Genomic DNA, 18,729 nt, shown 5'->3' with positions numbered 1-18,729 from the left:
GTCAGGCGCCCTACGCTTCCTTCGTCAGGTTCGGGCCGCCGCCCGCTGCCTGCTCGATCGGCGGGACGTCCGGCAGAGCCGACTTCTCCTCGCCACGGAACGAGAACTTCTTCTCGTCCCCTTCACCCTCGGTGCCCACGACCACGATGTGACCGGGACGCAGCTCACCGAAGAGGATCTTCTCGGAGAGGATGTCCTCGATCTCGCGCTGGATCGTCCGGCGCAGAGGCCGGGCGCCCATCACGGGGTCGTAGCCCTTCTTCGCCAGGAGCGACTTGGCCTCGGCACTGAGCTCGATGCCCATGTCGCGGTCCTTGAGACGCTCGTCCACCTTGGCGACCATCAGGTCGACGATCTGGATGATGTCTTCCTCGGTGAGCTGGTGGAAGACGACCGTGTCGTCGACACGGTTGAGGAACTCGGGCCGGAAGTGCTGCTTGAGCTCTTCGTTGACCTTGACCTTCATCCGCTCGTAGTTCGTCTTGACGTCGCCCTGGGCGGCGAAGCCCAGGTTGAAGCCCTTCGAGATGTCCCGGGTCCCGAGGTTGGTCGTCATGATGATGACCGTGTTCTTGAAGTCCACGACCCGACCCTGGGAGTCGGTCAGACGACCGTCCTCCAGAATCTGGAGCAGGGAATTGAAGATATCGGGGTGGGCCTTCTCGACCTCGTCGAAGAGGACGACGGAGAACGGCTTGCGGCGCACCTTCTCGGTGAGCTGACCGCCCTCCTCGTAACCCACGTAACCGGGGGGCGAACCGAAGAGACGGGAAACCGTGTGCTTCTCGCTGAACTCCGACATGTCGAGGGAGATCAGCGCGTCCTCGTCACCGAAGAGGAATTCGGCGAGCGTCTTGGAGAGCTCCGTCTTACCGACACCGGACGGGCCGGCGAAGATGAACGAGCCACCGGGGCGCTTGGGGTCCTTCAGACCGGCTCGCGTACGGCGGATCGCCTGCGAGAGGGCCTTGATGGCGTCCTTCTGGCCGATGACGCGCTTGTGGAGCTCGTCCTCCATACGCAGCAGACGCGAGGACTCCTCCTCGGTCAGCTTGAAGACCGGGATGCCGGTCGCGGTGGCGAGGACCTCGGCGATGAGCTCGCCGTCGACCTCGGCCACGACGTCCATGTCGCCGGCCTTCCACTCCTTCTCGCGCTTGGCCTTCGCCGCCAGCAGCTGCTTCTCCTTGTCGCGGAGCGAAGCTGCCTTCTCGAAGTCCTGGGAGTCGATGGCCGACTCCTTGTCGCGGCGGACGCCCGCGATCTTCTCGTCGAACTCGCGGAGGTCCGGCGGCGCGGTCATCCGGCGGATGCGCATCCGGGAACCGGCCTCGTCGATCAGGTCGATCGCCTTGTCCGGCAGGAAGCGGTCCGAGATGTAGCGGTCGGCCAGCGTGGCGGCCTGGACCAGCGCCTCGTCCGTGATGGAGACCCTGTGGTGGGCCTCGTAACGGTCGCGGAGCCCCTTGAGGATCTCGATGGTGTGCGGCAGCGACGGCTCCGCGACCTGGATGGGCTGGAAGCGGCGCTCGAGCGCGGCGTCCTTCTCCAGGTGCTTGCGGTACTCGTCGAGCGTCGTGGCACCGATGGTCTGGAGCTCGCCCCTCGCCAGCATCGGCTTGAGGATGCTCGCGGCGTCGATCGCGCCCTCGGCGGCGCCCGCACCCACCAGGGTGTGGAGCTCGTCGATGAACAGGATGATGTCGCCGCGGGTGCGGATCTCCTTGAGGACCTTCTTCAGGCGCTCCTCGAAGTCACCGCGGTAGCGGGAACCGGCGACCAGGGCACCGAGGTCGAGGGTGTAGAGGTGCTTGTCCTTGAGGGTCTCGGGCACCTCGCCCTTGACGATGGCCTGGGCCAGGCCCTCGACGACAGCCGTCTTGCCGACGCCGGGCTCACCGATGAGCACCGGGTTGTTCTTGGTGCGGCGGGACAGCACCTGCATGACCCGCTCGATCTCCTTCTCGCGCCCGATGACCGGGTCGAGCTTGGACTCACGAGCGGCCTGGGTGAGATTCCGGCCGAACTGGTCGAGCACCAGGGACGTGGAGGGCGTGCCCTCCGCGGGGCCGCCCGCGGTGGCCGCCTCCTTGCCACCCGAGTACCCGGAGAGCAGCTGGATGACCTGCTGCCTCACCCGGTTCAGGTCGGCGCCCAGCTTCACGAGGACCTGGGCCGCGACGCCCTCGCCCTCGCGGATCAGGCCGAGCAGGATGTGCTCCGTGCCGATGTAGTTGTGGCCGAGCTGAAGGGCCTCACGGAGCGACAGCTCCAGGACCTTCTTGGCCCGGGGGGTGAAGGGGATGTGCCCGGACGGGGCCTGCTGGCCCTGACCGATGATCTCCTCCACCTGCTGGCGGACCGCCTCGAGCGAAATCCCGAGGCTCTCCAGGGCCTTAGCGGCGACACCCTCACCCTCATGGATCAGGCCCAGGAGGATGTGCTCGGTGCCGATGTAGTTGTGGTTGAGCATCCGGGCTTCTTCCTGAGCCAGGACGACAACCCGCCGCGCGCGGTCGGTGAACCTCTCGAACATCGTTAATCGCTCCTCAGAGCGGTCAGGCAGTAAGGGGTCGGTCCCCTCCCTGTCCTTCCGCAGCTTAGTCCCGCAAGCGGGGACCGCTCATTTCAACTGCCGACACCCGGCCCTGCTTCCGGGGGATCTCCCGCCCCGAACGCCGACAACTGCTCCAACCCGATGGTGCGAGACGATGTTCCCGCAGGCCAGGCAGATAGCCCTTTCGCCAGTACGCCGATGGCGAACGTGAGACGTTTTTGCCCGCGTGTCGCCCCTTCCCACTAGGGATGTCTTACCCGCACCGACTGACAGTCCATGCGGCGCACCCCCGTTTCCTCAGCTACGGGCGAACAACTTCGTGCCGGCGGATGCTTCCGCACGCCCCCTCGGCAAGCACGCAGAGAAGTCGTACGGGAACGGCGCGTAACTCCGGGCCCGGTTCCGCGGTTCAACGGACATGGCTTCCCTCGTCCCACCCCCCCGCTCGTCGACGGAGTACGACTGCGCGCAGTGGTACGCCCGCGAACTCGGCTGGGCCACGGCGGGCACGTCACCGGTGCGCCTGCTGACGGGGCTGCGCTTCGACGTGCTGGAGCTGCCGGCCGCGGCAGGTCACGCGGCGCTGCGCCGGGTCGGCCGGACCGGACCGGTGGCTGTGGCGGGGCAGCGGATGCGGCTGCTGGTGGCCGCGGGCAGCGCCGAGGAGGTGCCCGGTCTGCTCGACTGGCTGGAGTGGGGCGGAATCGATCTCGACCTGTCCGCCGTGGGAACCGGCGGGCACATCACGGCTCCGGTGCCGCCCGGCCGGGCGGCAGGCTCGCCGGGGGCCGCGGTCTGGCTGCGACCCCCCGGACCGCGCCGGGAGGCGGAACGATCCCTCCCGGCCCTCGGCGGCCTCGGGAGCAGCGGTGGGGATGCTCCCGATCTCGTACGACTCGTGGACGCGGCAGCTACCGAATGCCACCGGGCCCGGCTCTTGCGTGCCCGGAATCACCTGTGGGCGCATCGGCCGACAGGTCAGCCGTTGGCCTTCTCGTAAGCCTCACGGATCTCGGCGGGAACGCGGCCACGGTCATTCACGTTGTGGCCGTTCTCGCGCGCCCAACGACGGATCTCCGCAGTGTCCTTGTTGCCACCGGAAACGGCGCGGCCCTTGCCACGGCCGGTCGCGGCGCGGCCACCGGTGCGACGTCCACTCTTGGCGTAGGGCTCAAGAAGACCACGGAGCTTGTCCGCGTTGGTCGTGGTGAGGTCGATCTCGTACGTCTTGCCATCCAGAGCGAACGTCACGGTCTCGTCCGCCTCGCCACCGTCGAGGTCATCAACAAGAAGGACCTGAACCTTCTGTGCCACCGGATTTTCCTTTCATCGAAAATGCAGTACGCGGAAAGGAAACCGCTTTTCCCCGGAAAACACAAACCCTTGGGAGAGGTTCAGGAGCACAAGAACACGGGAAACATGCGCGATTCGGACATAGGGTTCCGGCGCCTTCCGCCGTTCACAGGTGCAGAAGCATCCGGCTGTTGCCCAAGGTGTTCGGCTTCACTCGTTCGAGACCCAGGAACTCTGCGACACCCTCGTCATAGGAACGCAGCAGCTCGCTGTAGACATCTCCGTCGACAGGAGTCTCTCCGATCTCGGTGAAGCCGTGCGCGGCGAAGAAGTCGACTTCGAACGTGAGACAGAAAACCCGGCGGACACCGAGCCAGCGCGCGGTCTGCAGGAGCTTGTCCAGGACCTGGTGTCCGACTCCGGCACCCCTGATGCCTTGGTCGACGGCGAGCGTACGGACTTCGGCCAGGTCCTCCCACATCACGTGGAGTGCGCCGCAGCCGATGACACGGGCGTCCTCGTCGCGTTCGGCGACCCAGAACTCCTGGATGTCCTCGTAAAGGGTCACCGTCGCTTTGTCGAGCAGGATGCCCTGGGAGACGTAGCCGTCAAGGAGTCCACGGACGGACGCCACATCACTCGTCCTGGCCCGGCGGACGGTGATGGCCGGCTTATTAGCCGACGGACCGGTATGAACATCTGCGCGAGATCCCGTTTCCGGCTCGCTATGCGCTCCTGTTTGCGACTCGGCACGGTGCTCGGTTTGCGACTGCTCTGAGGACATCCCCCGACGCTATCGCCCGCTCTCCGACGGCGCTTCATCGGCTGCGGTCGTCCCGTCGGCCCCGTTCCCGTCCGGTTCGGGGAAGGTGGGCGCGACGACTCGCATCGCGTCCCGGAGAGCTTCGCGCTGCTCGGCGGACATCATGCCGAAGAAGGCGACCAGGGCGGCAGCCGGGTTGTCGCTCTGCGCCCAGGCCTCGTTCATCAGTGCGGCCGCGTATGCGGCACGGGTGGAGACCGCCGTATATCGATATGCCCGGCCATCGACTTCCCGCCGGACCCAGCCCTTCTGATGGAGATTGTCCATAACAGTCATCACGGTCGTGTACGCGATGGACCGTTCCTGTTGAAGGTCCTCGAGAACTTCCCGCACGGTGACCGGGCGGTTCCATTGCCAGACCCGTGTCATCACGGTGTCTTCCAGCTCTCCCAATTGGCGGGGCACACCGCTACCTTAGTGCCATATGTCCGGAATGGGATAATTCCGGGACGGCAAAAGGGCGCACGGCTCCGGTGGAGCCGTGCGCCCTTCGTGCTCGGTCCGGGTCAGACGCCCTCGGGCCGCGGAGCCTGCTTGGCCAGTTCTGCACGGGCGAGCGCCGCGTCCACCGCGGCGTCCTCCTTGGCCTTGTTCGGGCCGCCCTGGCTCTTGATGATCGTCCTGACGAGGCCGATGAAGAAGACAGCCATCACCACGGGGGGAACGAGCGCGGATACGTAGTCCATGCCGTCCAGGGTAGCGAGCCCGGCATTCCGGCCACTCCCGGGCACCCCTCAGGCGCGTCGGCCCCCTCAGGAGACGGCGCGCTCCTCCGGCGGAGGCGCCGGCGCGGGACGGCGGCGGGGCGGGAAGACCTCGGACGGCTTGGGCATGGGCCGCTCCCCCGGAGCCGCCGGACGAGCCGGCACGGGGGGCCGCGACGGGGTCCGGGGCCGCTCCGGCTCCTTGGCCGCCGCCAGCCCGCCGGGGAGGGCCAGCAGCCTGCTGCGCGGCGCGGGCGCCGCCACCGGGGCCGCACGCCCGGCGAGGCGCGCCCGCACCGAACGCTCGGCGAGCACCTGGCAGCGTTCCAGCAGGGCCGCCGCGACCGGCCCGGCGCGCAGGGCGCGCAGGGCCGCGAGATCGTCGGGGCGAGGGTCGTAACCCGCCGCGAGGGCGTCCTGGAGGAGTTCCAGATAGCCGGTGAGGGAGCCGGGGAGCGCGTCGCGGTAACGGGCGAGATCGGCGAGGAGGAAGGCGCGCAGCCGTCCCGCCTCGCTCACCACCTCGTCCACCGCGCCTGCCAGGCGCAGGCAGTCCTGGACATCCTCTTCCGGCAGGGGCGTGGGGTGGAGGGCGTTGGCGAGAGCACGTCGGAGCACCCGGAGCTCGTCCGCGCTGAACGCCATGCCGCCACGTGATCCGTAGGGCGTGGGCATGACGCGACAATACGTGCTAAATGGACAAAATCCGTTTAACCAACCGCTCGGCGGGGCGCCGTAGGACGGAGCACCGCCGAGTCGTTCCCGCAGGTGGCCGCGGGCGCGCCCTACATCCGGGCGATGTTGCGCTCGTACACCAGGCGCAGCCCGATGAGCGTCAGCCAGGGCTCGTGCTCGTCGATGACGGAGGACTCCCCCAACACCATCGGAGCAAGGCCCCCGGTCGCGATGACGGTGACGTCGTCGGGATCGGCCGCCAGCTCCTTCTTCATGCGCTCGACCACACCGTCGATCTGGCCCGCGAAGCCGTACACGATGCCGGACTGCATGGCCTCGACGGTGTTCTTGCCGATCACGCTGCGGGGCCGCGCCAGCTCGATCTTGCGGAGCTGGGCGCCCTTCACCCCGAGTGCCTCCACGGAGATCTCGATGCCGGGGGCGATCACCCCGCCCGTGTACTCCCCCCGCGCGGAGACCGCGTCGAAGGTCGTGGCGGTGCCGAGGTCGACGACGATCGCCGGGCCGCCGTAGAGCTCGACGGCGGCCACCGCGTTGATGATGCGGTCCGCGCCGACCTCCTTCGGGTTGTCCGTCAGGACCGGCACACCGGTCTTGACGCCCGGCTCCACGAGGACCGCCGGGACGTCGCCGTAGTAGCGGCGGGTGACCTCACGGAGCTCGTGGAGCACGGCGGGGACCGTCGAGCAGATCGCGATGCCCTCGATGCCGTCGCCGAGTTCGACACCGAGCAGCGGGTGCATGCCCATCAGGCCCTGGAGCAGGACGGCGAGCTCGTCGGCGGTACGGCGGGCGTCGGTGGAGATCCGCCAGTGCTCGACGATCTCCTCGCCGTCGAACAGACCGAGGACGGTGTGGGAGTTGCCGACGTCGATGGTGAGCAGCATCAGGCGTCGGCCCCGTCGGTCGCCACCGCGGCGTCGCGGAAGTCCAGACCGATGTCGAGGATCGGCGAGGAGTGCGTGAGCGCGCCGACGGCCAGGTAGTCGACGCCCGCGTCGGCGTAGGCACGTGCGGAGCCGAGGGTGAGCCGGCCGGAGGACTCCAGCGCCGCGCGGCCACCGACGATGGCGACCGCCTCGGCGGTCGCGGACGGGGTGAAGTTGTCCAGCAGGATCAGGTCGGCACCCGCGTCGAGCACCTCGTGGACCTGCTCCAGGGTGTCGACCTCGACCTCGATCGCGAGCTCCGGGAACGCCTTCCTGACCCGCCGGAAGGCCTCCGCGACGCCGCCGGCGGCGATCACGTGGTTGTCCTTGACCAGCGCGGCGTCCACGAGGGACATGCGGTGGTTGACCCCGCCGCCGCACCGCACCGCGTACTTCTCCAGCGCGCGCAGCCCCGGAGTGGTCTTACGGGTGTCGCGGACCTTCGCCTTCGTGCCTTCGAGCACATCGGCCCAGGCGCGGGTCGCGGTGGCGATCCCGGAGAGCCTGCAGAGCAGGTTGAGCGCGCTGCGCTCGCCGGTGAGCAGGTCCCGGGTGCGGGTGGTGACGGTGAGGAGCTTCTGGCCGGCCACGACGCGGTCGCCGTCCTCGACGTGGCGCTCGACCTCGAACTCGTCGGTGCAGACGATGGACAGGACGGCCTCGGCGACGCGCAGCCCCGCGACGACGCCGGCCTCGCGCGCGGTGAAGTCACCGGTGGCGACGGCGTCCTCCGGGACGGTCGCCACGGTGGTGACGTCCTCGCCCCCGTCGAGGTCCTCCTCGATCGCGACGTGGGCGATGTCCTCGACCTGGACCGGGTCCAGACCGGCCTCGGCCAGGAGCTGCGCCAGTGCGGGATCGAGGCCGCACTCCAGGCCGTCGGGGTCGTAGCCGTCACCGCAGCCGCAGCCGTCGCCGCAGCCGCCCCCGGAATCGGCGGGTGCGCCGATGTGGATCAGCGGTACGTCCACGGGGGTGGGGCGCGGATTCTCTTCGGGCGTGCTCACGGTTACGGCTCCTCGGGGGCGTCGGCGGGGTGGTTGCGAAGGCTGTCGGACCCTGCGGTGTCCGTGGGGTCGGCAGGGTCTCCGGGGCGTACGGGCGGGAACGCGGCACCGTCGGTCGTACGGACGACGGGCTGCCGGTCCGTGGCGATACGGACGACGAGGTGGCGGCGCCAGGAGGCGTCGTCGCGGTCGGGCCGGTCCTCGCGCCAGTGGCAGCCGCGGGTCTCCTCGCGCTCCCGTGCGGCGGCGATCAGGACCCGTGAGACGAGGAGCAGGTTCGTGGCCTCCCACGCCTCCACCCCGGGTACGGCGTCCTTGGGCCCGTCCTCGGCGGCGTCCGCGGCGAGCTGGAGCGCCTCCAGCTCCTCGGCCGCGACGGCGAGACTCCCGGCGGAGCGGATGACCCCGGCGCCCCTGGTCATGATCCGCTGGATCGCGGTCCGGGACTCCGCGGTCAGCAGCGCGACGGTGCCGGCACCCGCGGGATCAGCCACGGAGGTGCGCCGGACGGCGGCCCCGGAATCCGCCCGGGGCACTCCCGTGGCGCCGGTGATGTCGGCCGCGATGCGCTCGGCGAAGACCAGGCCCTCCAGGAGGGAGTTGGACGCCAGCCGGTTCGCGCCGTGCACGCCCGTGCAGGCGACCTCGCCGCAGGCGTACAGACCGGGCACCGTCGTACGGCCCCGGAGGTCCGTACGCACGCCGCCGGAGGCGTAGTGCGCGGCGGGGGCCACCGGGATCGGCTGCGTGACGGGGTCGATGCCGTGGGTGCGGCAGGCGGCGAGGATCGTCGGGAACCGCTGCGCCCACATCTCGGCGCCGAAGTGACGGGCGTCCAGATACATGTGCTCGGCGCCCTGGAGGTGCATCTGCCGGGTGATCGCCTTGGCGACGATGTCGCGGGGCGCCAGCTCGGCCAGCTCGTGCTGTCCGAGCATGAAACGGGTGCCGGAGGCGTCCACGAGGTGGGCGCCCTCGCCCCGCACCGCTTCCGACACCAGCGGCTGCTGTCCCTCGGAGTCGGCGCCGAGAAACAGGACGGTCGGATGGAACTGGACGAATTCGAGGTCGGAGACCTCGGCGCCCGCCCGCAGCGCGAGCGCCACCCCGTCGCCCGTGGAGACCGGCGGGTTGGTGGTGGCGGAGAAGACCTGCCCCATGCCGCCGGTGGCGAGCACCACGGCCGGGGCGTGGACGGCGCCGACGCCGTCGTGCTGGCCCTCGCCCATGACATGCAGGGTGACGCCTTCGGTACGGCCTTCGGCATCCGTGAGCAGGTCCAGGACCAGGGCGTTCTCGATGATGCGCAGGGCGGCGGAGCGCACCGCCTCGACGAGGGCGCGGGAGATCTCGGCACCCGTCGCGTCGCCCCCGGCGTGCGCGATGCGGCGACGGTGGTGGCCGCCCTCGCGGGTCAGCGCGATCGCTCCCGTGTCGGTGGTGTCGAAGTGCGCGCCGGTGTCGATCAGCCGGCCCACGGCGCCGGGGCCCTCGGTGACCAGAGCGCGCACCGCCGTCTCGTCGCACAGCCCCGCACCGGCGACCAGGGTGTCGTCGAGGTGCTGCTCCGGGGTGTCCCCCTCGCCGAGCGCCGCGGCGATGCCGCCCTGGGCCCACCGGGTGGAGCCGTCGTCGAGACGGGCCTTGGTGACGACGACGGTCGCGAGGCCCGCGGCGGCGCAGCGGAGCGCGGTGGTGAGACCGGCCACGCCGGAGCCGACCACGACGACGTCCGCGTCGATGGCCCAGCCGGGGGCGGGGGCGGTCAGCCGTATTCCGGTCACGTGAGCGCTCCGAGGGTCAGCGGGATGTTGTCGATCAGGCGGGTGGCCCCCACCCGCGCCGCGACGGCCAGGACCGCCTCGCCGACGGCGCGGTCGTCGGGCACGTCGGTGAAGTCCGCCGGGTCGACGAGCGCGACGTAGTCCAGGGTGAGCGGCACGTCCTGCTCGGCCGCCTCGTCCAGGACGGCCCGTGCGGCGGCCAGCACCGCAGAGGGTGCGACGGTCGGCCGGGCCAGCGCCACGGCCTGTGTGTCGGCTGCCGCGCGTGCCTCACCGAGGCGGGTGAGGGCGTCGGCCCGCCCCTCGCGCTCCGGCACCGTCCGGGCGCGGGCGTGCAGTGTCTGCTGGGCGGCGAGCCGGTCGCGGGCGGCGAACAGGGCCCTGGGCAGGGCCAGCGCGGTGCTGCGCTCCTCGGCGGAGAGGAAGCGGTTCCGGCTGGAGAGCGCGAGGCCGTCAGGGTCGCGGACGGTCGGCACCGCGACGATGTCGATGCCGAAGTTCAGGTCGCGCGCCATGCGGCGGACCAGCGCCAGCTGCTGGGCGTCCTTCTGCCCGAAGAACGCGGCGTCCGGCCGGGTGAGGTGGAGGAGCTTGGCGACGACGGTGAGCATGCCGTCGAAGTGCCCGGGGCGGGCGGCGCCCTCCAGCCGCTCGCCCATGGGGCCGGCGGTGATCCTGACCTGGGGATCGCCGCCGGGGTAGACCTCGTCGACGGAGGGGGCGAAGACCGCGTCCGCTCCGGCCTCCGAGGCGACGGCGAGGTCGGCGTCCAGGGTGCGGGGGTAGCGGTCGAGGTCGGCGGCCTCACCGAACTGGAGCGGGTTGACGAAGACGGTGACCACGACCTGGCCCTCGGGACCCGCCGCGGCGCGTGCCGCGCGGATCAGGGTGGCGTGGCCGTCGTGGAGAGCGCCCATCGTCATGACGACGGCGCGGCGGGCGCCGGCGGCCCGGCCGAGGGCTTCCAGCTCGGCGGCGGAGCGCAGCAGGGTGGCGGGTGCGGTGTTCATCGCTTCTCCCCCGGCCCGGATTCGCCGGGACCGTTCGTTCCGTTCGCGGCGCCGTTGTCCGACAGGACGCCGAGCAGCGCCTCCGCGGACTCCGGCTTGAGCAGGCCGTGGTCCAGTGCCCGGTCGGCCGTGGCGCGCGCCATGGCGAGGTACCCGGCCACCGTCTGCGGCGCGTGCGCGCGCAGCTCCCGGATGTGCGCGGACACCGTGCCCGCGTCACCCCGGGCGACCGGGCCGGTCAGCGCCGCGTCGCCGGAGCGCAGGGCGTTGTCGAGCGCGGCTCCGAGCAGGGGGCCGAGCATGCGGTCGGGCGCGCCCACCCCGGCCTGCCGGAGCAGGTCCATCGACTGCGCGACGAGGGTGACCAGGTGGTTCGAGCCGAGGGCGAGGGCCGCGTGGTAGAGCGGCCGGGACTCCTCGGCGATCCACTCGGGCTCGCCGCCCATCTCGATGACGAGCGCCTCGGCCGCGAGCCTGAGCTCCTCGGGGGCGGTGACGCCGAAGGAGCAGCCCGCCAGCCGCTGGACATCGACGGAGGTGCCGGTGAAGGTCATCGCCGGATGCAGGGCGAGCGGGAGGGCGCCGGCCCGCAGCGCGGGGTCGAGCACCTGGGTCCCGTACCGCCCGGAGGTGTGGACGAGCAGCTGCCCGGGTCGCACGGCGCCGGTCTCGGCGAGGCCTTCGACCAGGCCTGGCAGCGTGTCGTCGGGGACGGTCAGCAGCACGAGCTCGGCGCGCGCGAGGACCTCGGCGGGGGTGACCAGGGGGACGTCGGGGAGCAGGGCTGCGGCCCGGCGCACGGATGCGTCGGAGACACCGGACACGGCGACCGGGCGGTGCCCGGCGAGCTGCAGCGAGGCGGCGAGGGCGGGGCCGACCCGGCCCGCACCGACGACTCCGACGGTGAGGCGGGCAGGGCGGTCCCTCGCGTCGAGGGCTTCTCTGGAAACTGATGCGTTCACGCGGCGACGGCCTTCCGTTCCAGTCCGCGGTGGGTACCGGACGATTTCTCTGCATGCTACGCCAGCGTTTCGTCACACCCCACGGCCGTCCACAGCCTGTGGATAACTTCTGCGCACCGCGAACACCCGGGCCGGGCGGCATCAGCGGCCCGGCGGGTGATCGTCCCACGGGAGTCGTCGGCGGGCACAGCGGCGGAACCGGAGGCGGGCCCGCCCGCGGCCGCCCGAGGAGGCGCCGCGCGGAGCGGCGGGCCCCGGCCCCGCCTCAGGCCAGGGGCGGCCGGTGTGCAGCCGCCCAGGCACGGATACGGCTGCGGATCCCGCGCAGGACCTCGCGGTCGTGGGAGCCGGGCGGCGGGGGCGGCGCCTCACCGCGCCGCGCGGCCCGGTAGCTGTCGAGCATGTACTGCTGAACGATGTCCATGCATCCAGCCTGGCTCCGGCCCGGCGGGTCCGCCCGTGGATTGACGACCGCAGTCAAGTGGCGTCCGGAACCGTCCCGGCACCCCGCACCATGGAGGGGTGAGCGTGCACATCGACATCGCCGGCCTGCCTCCCGAGCGCATAGTTTTCGAGACCTCCCCCCTCGCCGAGCTGGGGCTGGCCCTCCATGCCCTTTCCGAGCCCGGACACCACCCCGGCCTGCACGGCTGGACGACCGCGACCTCCGCGGCCCTGGAGCCGGACCTCGCGGACCGGCTGCACGAGGCCGAGTTCCTGTGGCGGAACACCTTCTCCGACATCTTCATGCCGTTCGCCGGTGTCCGCGGCGGGGACGGCAGGACCGGCTCGACGCTCGCCGAGGACCTCGACATCCTGGACGAACTCGACGACGAACGGTTCGTCTCGGCCGCCCTGGAATTCACCTGTTCGAGTCTGTACGACACCGGAGGCCCCTCCCCGCTCACCGACGCGCGGACGCGGGCGCGCGCGGTCGAGATGGCGACCGCCAGGGGACCGGAACAGCTGGACTTCACCCGGCAGCTGCTGGCCGACCCCGCCGCCGTACGCATCTGGATCCGGCGCCTCCTGGAGGACTGCGACCAGGCCTTCTTCGCCGACACCTGGCGGCGTGTACAGGTCCAGCTGGCCGCCGACGCACGGCACAAGACCGAGCTGCTGCGGCGCAAGGGCGTCGGCGCGGCCCTGGAAGCCGTCTCCGCAGCCCTGTCCCTGGACGAGGAGATCGGCAGGATCAGCGCCGACAAGCTGTCCACGGGCCGGACCGACGCCACGGGATCGGCCGCGGGCACCGGCCTCACCCTCGTCCCGACCAGCTTCGGCTGGCCTCATCTGATGGTGCTGCACGCCCCCGGCTGGCGTCCGGTGATCCACTACCCGGTCCACCGCCCGGAGCTGCCCTCCCCCGCCTCCGTCGAGCTGCTCCAGCTCCGGCTGGAAGCGCTGGCCCATCCCCTGCGGATGCGGATCTGCCGCAACCTGGCCCGTTCCCCGTACACCACCGGTGAGCTCGCCGACTCGCTCGGCATCACGCCCCCCGAGGTCTCCCGCCACCTGGGGGTGCTCAAGAAGGCCGGCCTGGCCACCACCCGGCGACGCGGCCGGTACGTCCTGCACTCGCTGGACCTCACCGTCGTGGCGCGGCTGGGCAGCGACTTCCTGGAGGGAGTACTGCGGTGAGCGGCGCCCCGCCGTGACCCGCCGGATCAGCCGGCCCGTCGGTCAGCCGGCCCCGCCGCCGGCCCTGACCAGGCCCGTCTCGTACGCGAGCACGACCACCTGAACGCGGTCGCGCAGGCCGAGCTTGGTGAGGATGCGGCCCACGTGGGTCTTCACCGTCGCTTCGGACAGCACCAGACGGCCCGCGATCTCGCCGTTCGACAGCCCCTGGGCGACCAGCATCATCACCTCGCGCTCGCGCCCCGTCAGCTTCTCGACGTGCTTGTGCTGCGGCTCCTTGCTGCCGCTCGGCAGCATCGGCGAGAACCGGTCGAGCAGCCTGCGGGTCGTGGACGGTGCCACGACGGCGTCCCCGCTGTGCACCGAACGGATGGCGGAGAGCAGTTCGCCGGGCGGCACGTCCTTGAGCATGAACCCGCTGGCGCCCGCCTTGAGTCCGGAGAACGCGTACTCGTCCAGGTCGAACGTGGTCAGGATCAGCACCTTGGGCGGATCGGTCCGCGCGCGGATGCGCCGGGTCGCCTCGACACCGTCCAGCCTCGGCATGCGGACGTCCATCAGCACCACGTCGACGGCTGTGGACCGCAGGATCTCGACCGCCTCGGCCCCGTCGCCCGCCTCCGCGACGACCTCCATGTCCGGCTGGGCGGCGAGCACCATCCGGAAGCCGGTGCGCAGCAGCACCTGGTCGTCGACGAGCATCACGCGGATCGCCATGGGGTCTCCAGTCCTGGCAGTCACTGTTCGGCCGGCTTGAGCGGGAGCAGGGCGCTGATCCGGAACCCGCCGCCCTGACGCGGGCCCGCGTCGAGCGTGCCGCCGACCATGCCGACCCGCTCGCGCATCCCGATCATCCCCTGCCCCGCACCGTCGGCGCCGCCGTCCTCGTAGAGCTCGTGCGGGGCGCCGCGGCCGTCGTCCTCGACGAGCAGGCCCAGCCCGTCGTCGAAGTAGACCAGCCGCACGCTCGCCCCGGCGTCCGGGCCGCCGTGCTTACGGGTGTTGGTGAGCGCCTCCTGGACGATGCGGTACGCGGTCAGCTCGACCCCGCTCGGCAGCGGGCGCGGGGTGCCCTCGATCCTGAAGTCCACCGCGAGGCCGGTCTCCCTGACCTTGCCGACGAGTTCCTCGATCTGTTCGACGTCGGGCTGGGGAACGTACTCCCCGCCCTCCTGGGCATCCCCGGTCCTGAGGACCCCGAGCAGCCGCCGCATCTCGGCCAGCGCCTGACGGCCCGTGCCGGAGATGGTCTCCAGCGCCTGCCGGGCCTGATCCGGGGACGAGTCCATGACATACGCGGCGCCGTCCGCCTGGACCACCATCACCGAGACGTTGTGCGCGACGACGTCGTGCAGTTCGCGGGCGATACGGGCCCGTTCGGCGGCCACGGCCACCTTCGACTGCGCCTCGCGCTCCCGCTCCAGCCGTGCGGCCCGCTCCTCCAGCTGACTGAAGTAGGCCCGCCGGGTGCGTATGGAGTCGCCGAGCACCCAGGCCAGGACGAAGGGCACGGTCATGATCACGACGTAGCCGAGCGACTGCGCCCAGCCGCCGTACGGTGCGTCGTCGGGCCAGCGCAGACGCGAGATCCCCGCCGCGGCCAGGCTGCATCCGAGGGCGAGCCGGGACGCCCAGCGCTCCCCCACCGTGGCCACCGTGTACGTGATCACCAGCATGGCGAAGTCCGCCACGTCCGGCCGTACTCCGAGCGCCAGCTGGGCAAGTCCCATCAGGATGGCGAGCAGCAGCATCCTCTCCGGGAAGCGGCGGCGCAGCGCGACCACGACGGACAGGCCGACGGCGATCGGCACCCCGGCGACGCGCTCCAGGCCGGCACCGATCTGGTCGGTCACGATGGACACGCCGGAGAACCCGAGGAGGAGGACAGCCCAGAGGATGTCGACGCCCGTCGGGTGTCTGCGGATGAAATCGTAGAAGCGCTGCACGTTACCCAGCGTAGGGACAGCTGATCGGTGCCCGGGTCAGCCGAAGGGCCGATCCGGGTCCTGGGACCGTACTCCCCAAGGTGGAGACTTGCCTACGTGACGTATGACTGGTGCCTCTGGCAGGAAGCGGCCGAGACCGCTTTGTACGGGGAAGAGGGGTTCTACCGGCGCCCCGAGGGCCCGGTGGGGCACTTCCGCACCTCGGTGCACGTCTCCCCCCTGTTCGCCACCGCCGTCGCCCGGCTGCTGGCGGGCACGGCGCGGGAGCTGGGCACGGACTCGGTCGACCTGGTCGACGTGGGAGCGGGGCGCGGCGAGCTGCTGACCGGAGTGCTGGCCGCGCTGCGGGACGGATCCCTGGCCCCCGGCCTCACCGTACGGGCGTACGCCGTGGAGATCGCCCCGCGCCCGCCGGGTCTGGACCCGGCCGTCGAGTGGCGCGCCGAACTCCCGCGGGAAGTACGGGGACTGCTGTTCGCCAACGAATGGCTGGACAACGTGCCCACGGATGTCGCCGAGGCCGACGCGGACGGGGTACCCCGCTACGTGCTCGTGCGCGGGACCGACGGCACCGAGCGGCTCGGCGACACGGTGACCGGGGCGGACGCCCGTTGGCTGAGCCGCTGGTGGCCGCTGACCCGGCCCGGCGAGCGCGCGGAGATCGGCCGTCCCCGCGACGAGGCCTGGGCACGAGCGGTCGACTCGCTGGCCGGCGGAGCCGCGGTGGCGGTGGACTACGCCCATGTACGGGCGTCGAGGCCGCCGTTCGGCACGCTCACCGGGTTCCGGGACGGCCGTGAGGTGCCGCCGGTGCCCGACGGGAGCTGCGACCTGACCTCGCACGTGGCACTGGACGCCTGCGCGGCGGCCGCGGGCGGTACGGCCGAGCTCCTGGACCAGCGGACGGCGCTGAGGGAACTGGGCGTCGGCGGCGGACGTCCACCGCTGGCACAGGCGTCGGCCGATCCCGTCGGCTATGTGCGGGCGCTCGCCTCGGCGGGGGAGGCGGCGGAGCTCACGGCCCGGGGCGGGCTGGGCGACTTCGGCTGGCTGCGGCATCGGGTCCCGGACCGTGAGGAGGGATACTGTCCCGCATGACGGAGACGACGATCGGCATCGGCGGCGCGGCGGAGAGCACCGACATGGTGCTGAACATCGGTCCGCAGCACCCCTCCACCCACGGTGTGCTCCGGCTGCGGCTCGTCCTGGACGGCGAGCGGATCCAGCAGGCCGAACCCGTCATCGGCTACATGCACCGGGGCGCCGAGAAGCTCTTCGAGGCCAGGGACTACCGCCAGATCATCATGCTCGCCAACCGCCACGACTGGCTGTCGGCGTTCTCCAACGAGCTCGGGGTCGTCATGGCCGTCGAGCGGATGCTCGGCATGGAGGTGCCCGAGCGCGCCGTCTGGACGAGGACGCTGCTCGCCGAGCTGAACCGGGTCCTCAACCATCTGATGTTCCTGGGCTCCTACCCCCTCGAACTCGGCGGGATCACCCCGATGTTCCACGCGTTCCGGGAGCGCGAGGAGCTCCAGGCCGCGATGGAGGAGGTCTCCGGCGGCCGCATGCACTACATGTTCAACCGCGTCGGCGGTCTCAAGGAGGACCTGCCGGCGGGCTGGCTCGGCCGGGCCAGGGACGCCGTGGCATCGGTGCGTTCACGCATGGACGTGTACGACCGGCTGGTGCTCGGCAACGAGATCTTCCGGGGCCGCACCCGCGGGGTGGGCGTCCTGTCCGCCGAGGCCGTGCACGCCTACGGGGTGTCCGGGCCGATCGCCAGGGCCTCCGGCGTCGACTTCGACCTGCGGCGCGACGAGCCGTACCTCGCGTACGGGGAGCTCCAGGACACCCTCAGGGTCGTCACCCGGACCGAGGGCGACTGCCTGGCCCGCTTCGAGTGCCTGCTGGAACAGACGCACAACGCCCTGGACCTCGCCGACGCCTGCCTGGACCGGATGGCCGACCTGCCTCCCGGTCCCATCAACCAGCGGCTGCCCAAGGTGCTCAAGGCGCCGGAGGGCCACACGTACGCCTGGACCGAGAACCCGCTGGGCATCAACGGCTACTACCTGGTGTCCACGGGCGAGAAGACCCCGTACCGGCTGAAACTGCGCTCCGCCTCGTTCAACAACATCCAGGCGCTCACCGAACTGCTGCCGGGCACGCTCGTCGCCGACATGGTGGCGATCCTCGGCTCGCTCTTCTTCGTCGTCGGAGACATCGACAAGTAGCTCGCGCCACCGGCCTCGGAGACCGTGCGGCCGGTGACGCCGGCCGCCCCGGCGCCGACGGGCCCCGGGCTACGAGGAGATCGCGCTGCGCAGCTCGACGACCTCGAGCTGCTCGGTGTCGTCGTGCGCCGTCAGGTCGATCACCTTGCCGACGGCACGGTTCTCGGCCGTGCCCGTACGGTGCGCCGCCAGCGCCTCCTCGCCCACCACGTCCGCGAGGTCCTCGTTCTGCACGGACTCGATCGCGGCGGTCGCCTTCTGCGTGCCGAAGAAGTCGAAGCTCCCCTGCGGGACGAGGTGACGGCGCGCCGCGGCGTACGGGACGACGGCGGACGCCGCGGGTACGGCGCGGGGCGGGCGCACGGCTGCGGGCGACAGCTGCGGTGCGGGCGGGGCGGGCTGGGGACGGCGGTGCTGGAGGTCACCCGCTCCGGCGACCGCCGCGTGCTTCCCCTTCGGGCCGTCGCCCTCCGGGTCCCGCTCCGCGGACCTTTCGGCGAGGTCGCGCCGGCGGGCCAGCTCGGCCGTGCCGCGCGCCTCCTGGAGTGCCGCGTTGCGGGGCAGGTCCCGCAGGGCCTGGGCGGCACGCAGATACGCGCCCGGCGTCGGCGTGGACCGCGCGGGAAGGAGCTCACGCGGCGCGGTCGCCTCGATGGCCAGCTGCCGACGGCCCTCCAGCGCACTGGCCCGCTCGGTCTCCGCGTTGGCGTACCGGCGCAGCAGTCCGGCGTGCTCGCCCCGCAGACCGGCGAGCTCCACGCGCTTGCGGCGCAGCTTCGTCTCCAGCCGGGTGCGCAGTTCCCTTGATTCCTCGAGGTCCGCCTCGAGCTCGGCTATGCGCTCCTCGGTCTTCCACTCGTCGCTGGCCCGGGCACGGGTCAGCTCCGCGACCCGCAGCCCCGCGGCCCGGTCCCAGCTGCGCATCAGACAGGCACCGGTGACCGCCGCGGCAGCGGTCACGGCCACCAGGGTGCGCAGGGCCAGCGGTTCCGCGAGGAGCCAGGCTCCGGCGGCACAGACCGCCGGCACTCCGGCCACCACGGCGGGAGGCAGGATCCTGTGGAGGGGCGGCGAATGGCGGTGGCGTCCTCGTGGCATGGCCCGAAATTTACCGTGCGTACGAGCCACTTGGGAGACCAC

19 protein-coding genes are annotated in these 18,729 nt (G+C 71.5%); 4 read left to right on the top strand and 15 right to left on the bottom strand.

Translation table 11 applies throughout. The annotated features are described in order from the left end of the window. Positions 1–10: 10 nt before the first annotated feature. Entirely contained in the window at positions 11–2,536 is a 2,526-nt protein-coding gene (locus tag P8A20_RS19885; protein ID WP_014155535.1) for an ATP-dependent Clp protease ATP-binding subunit, read from the bottom strand. Positions 2,537–2,975: 439 nt separating this feature from the next. Between P8A20_RS19885 and P8A20_RS19880 the strand changes: the two genes are divergently transcribed. Next, on the top strand, positions 2,976–3,557 hold the full coding sequence (locus P8A20_RS19880; RefSeq protein WP_147958865.1) for an SCO3374 family protein: 582 nt from the start codon (positions 2,976–2,978) through the stop codon (positions 3,555–3,557). On the opposite strand, the gene P8A20_RS19875 is transcribed toward P8A20_RS19880, so the two are convergent. The 11 genes from P8A20_RS19875 to P8A20_RS19825 all read right to left on the bottom strand — a co-directional run bounded on the left by P8A20_RS19875 (position 3,536) and on the right by P8A20_RS19825 (position 12,189). Continuing rightward, positions 3,536–3,871: a histone-like nucleoid-structuring protein Lsr2 gene (locus tag P8A20_RS19875; RefSeq protein ID WP_147958864.1), complete on the bottom strand. Its 336-nt coding sequence runs from the start codon at positions 3,869–3,871 to the stop codon at positions 3,536–3,538. The two genes, P8A20_RS19880 and P8A20_RS19875, sit on opposite strands and share 22 nt — an antisense overlap. Before the next feature lie 145 nt (positions 3,872–4,016). Then, positions 4,017–4,634, bottom strand: coding sequence for an amino-acid N-acetyltransferase (locus P8A20_RS19870; RefSeq protein ID WP_261988609.1), 618 nt, complete (start codon positions 4,632–4,634; stop codon positions 4,017–4,019). Positions 4,635–4,643: 9 nt separating this feature from the next. Continuing rightward, positions 4,644–5,078 carry a BlaI/MecI/CopY family transcriptional regulator gene (locus tag P8A20_RS19865; protein WP_147958863.1) on the bottom strand — a complete coding sequence of 145 codons (435 nt, stop codon included), beginning with the start codon at positions 5,076–5,078 and terminating at the stop codon, positions 4,644–4,646. A 101-nt stretch (positions 5,079–5,179) separates the two neighbouring features. Next, positions 5,180–5,359: a hypothetical protein gene (locus tag P8A20_RS19860; RefSeq protein WP_014155530.1), complete on the bottom strand. Its 180-nt coding sequence runs from the start codon at positions 5,357–5,359 to the stop codon at positions 5,180–5,182. A gap of 66 nt (positions 5,360–5,425) precedes the next feature. Continuing rightward, positions 5,426–6,022 (bottom strand): hypothetical protein, encoded by a 597-nt coding sequence (locus tag P8A20_RS19855; RefSeq protein ID WP_147960371.1) that lies wholly within the window; start codon positions 6,020–6,022, stop codon positions 5,426–5,428. A gap of 140 nt (positions 6,023–6,162) precedes the next feature. Continuing rightward, positions 6,163–6,960, bottom strand: coding sequence for a type III pantothenate kinase (locus P8A20_RS19850; RefSeq protein WP_147958862.1), 798 nt, complete (start codon positions 6,958–6,960; stop codon positions 6,163–6,165). Then, a complete protein-coding gene (nadC, locus tag P8A20_RS19845; protein WP_147958861.1) occupies positions 6,960–8,009 on the bottom strand; it encodes a carboxylating nicotinate-nucleotide diphosphorylase in 1,050 nt (349 codons plus the stop codon). The genes P8A20_RS19850 and nadC overlap by 1 nt, the downstream gene beginning before the upstream one ends. 2 nt (positions 8,010–8,011) lie before the next feature. After that, positions 8,012–9,793: an L-aspartate oxidase gene (locus P8A20_RS19840; protein ID WP_147958860.1), complete on the bottom strand. Its 1,782-nt coding sequence runs from the start codon at positions 9,791–9,793 to the stop codon at positions 8,012–8,014. Further along, positions 9,790–10,803: a pantoate--beta-alanine ligase gene (gene panC / locus P8A20_RS19835; RefSeq protein WP_147958859.1), complete on the bottom strand. Its 1,014-nt coding sequence runs from the start codon at positions 10,801–10,803 to the stop codon at positions 9,790–9,792. Before panC ends, P8A20_RS19840 begins: the two co-directional genes overlap by 4 nt. Next, positions 10,800–11,765, bottom strand: coding sequence for a Rossmann-like and DUF2520 domain-containing protein (locus P8A20_RS19830; protein ID WP_306103960.1), 966 nt, complete (start codon positions 11,763–11,765; stop codon positions 10,800–10,802). The genes panC and P8A20_RS19830 overlap by 4 nt, the downstream gene beginning before the upstream one ends. Positions 11,766–12,030: 265 nt before the next feature. Then, positions 12,031–12,189 carry a hypothetical protein gene (locus P8A20_RS19825; RefSeq protein ID WP_187282110.1) on the bottom strand — a complete coding sequence of 53 codons (159 nt, stop codon included), beginning with the start codon at positions 12,187–12,189 and terminating at the stop codon, positions 12,031–12,033. 104 nt (positions 12,190–12,293) lie between these two features. Here P8A20_RS19825 and P8A20_RS19820 point away from each other — a divergent pair, with 104 nt between their 5' ends. Continuing rightward, positions 12,294–13,406 (top strand): DUF5937 family protein, encoded by a 1,113-nt coding sequence (locus P8A20_RS19820; protein WP_147960370.1) that lies wholly within the window; start codon positions 12,294–12,296, stop codon positions 13,404–13,406. A gap of 42 nt (positions 13,407–13,448) precedes the next feature. Here the strand turns inward: P8A20_RS19820 and P8A20_RS19815 are convergent, their stop codons facing one another. Together P8A20_RS19815 and P8A20_RS19810 are read right to left on the bottom strand one after the other, a co-directional pair. Further along, complete coding sequence (locus P8A20_RS19815; RefSeq protein ID WP_147958857.1) at positions 13,449–14,123, bottom strand: response regulator transcription factor; 675 nt, start codon at positions 14,121–14,123, stop codon at positions 13,449–13,451. Positions 14,124–14,143: 20 nt separating this feature from the next. Further along, positions 14,144–15,352, bottom strand: a complete 1,209-nt coding sequence (locus tag P8A20_RS19810; protein ID WP_306103959.1) for a sensor histidine kinase — start codon at positions 15,350–15,352, stop codon at positions 14,144–14,146. A 96-nt stretch (positions 15,353–15,448) separates the two neighbouring features. On the opposite strand from P8A20_RS19810, the gene P8A20_RS19805 reads away from it, so the two are divergent. After that, the gene (locus P8A20_RS19805; RefSeq protein WP_306103958.1) at positions 15,449–16,450 is read left to right on the top strand and encodes an SAM-dependent methyltransferase; all 1,002 of its coding nucleotides are present in this window, start codon (positions 15,449–15,451) and stop codon (positions 16,448–16,450) included. Next, complete coding sequence (locus tag P8A20_RS19800) at positions 16,447–17,589, top strand: NADH-quinone oxidoreductase subunit D (RefSeq protein ID WP_147958854.1); 1,143 nt, start codon at positions 16,447–16,449, stop codon at positions 17,587–17,589. Before P8A20_RS19805 ends, P8A20_RS19800 begins: the two co-directional genes overlap by 4 nt. A 69-nt stretch (positions 17,590–17,658) precedes the next feature. Here the strand turns inward: P8A20_RS19800 and P8A20_RS19795 are convergent, their stop codons facing one another. Further along, positions 17,659–18,687, bottom strand: coding sequence for a hypothetical protein (locus tag P8A20_RS19795; protein WP_147958853.1), 1,029 nt, complete (start codon positions 18,685–18,687; stop codon positions 17,659–17,661). Positions 18,688–18,729: the final 42 nt, after the last annotated feature.

It is taken from the genome of Streptomyces sp. Alt3 (assembly GCF_030719215.1).
Classification (GTDB): domain Bacteria; phylum Actinomycetota; class Actinomycetes; order Streptomycetales; family Streptomycetaceae; genus Streptomyces; species Streptomyces glycanivorans.
This window is presented reverse-complemented; position numbering and strand designations above follow the sequence as displayed.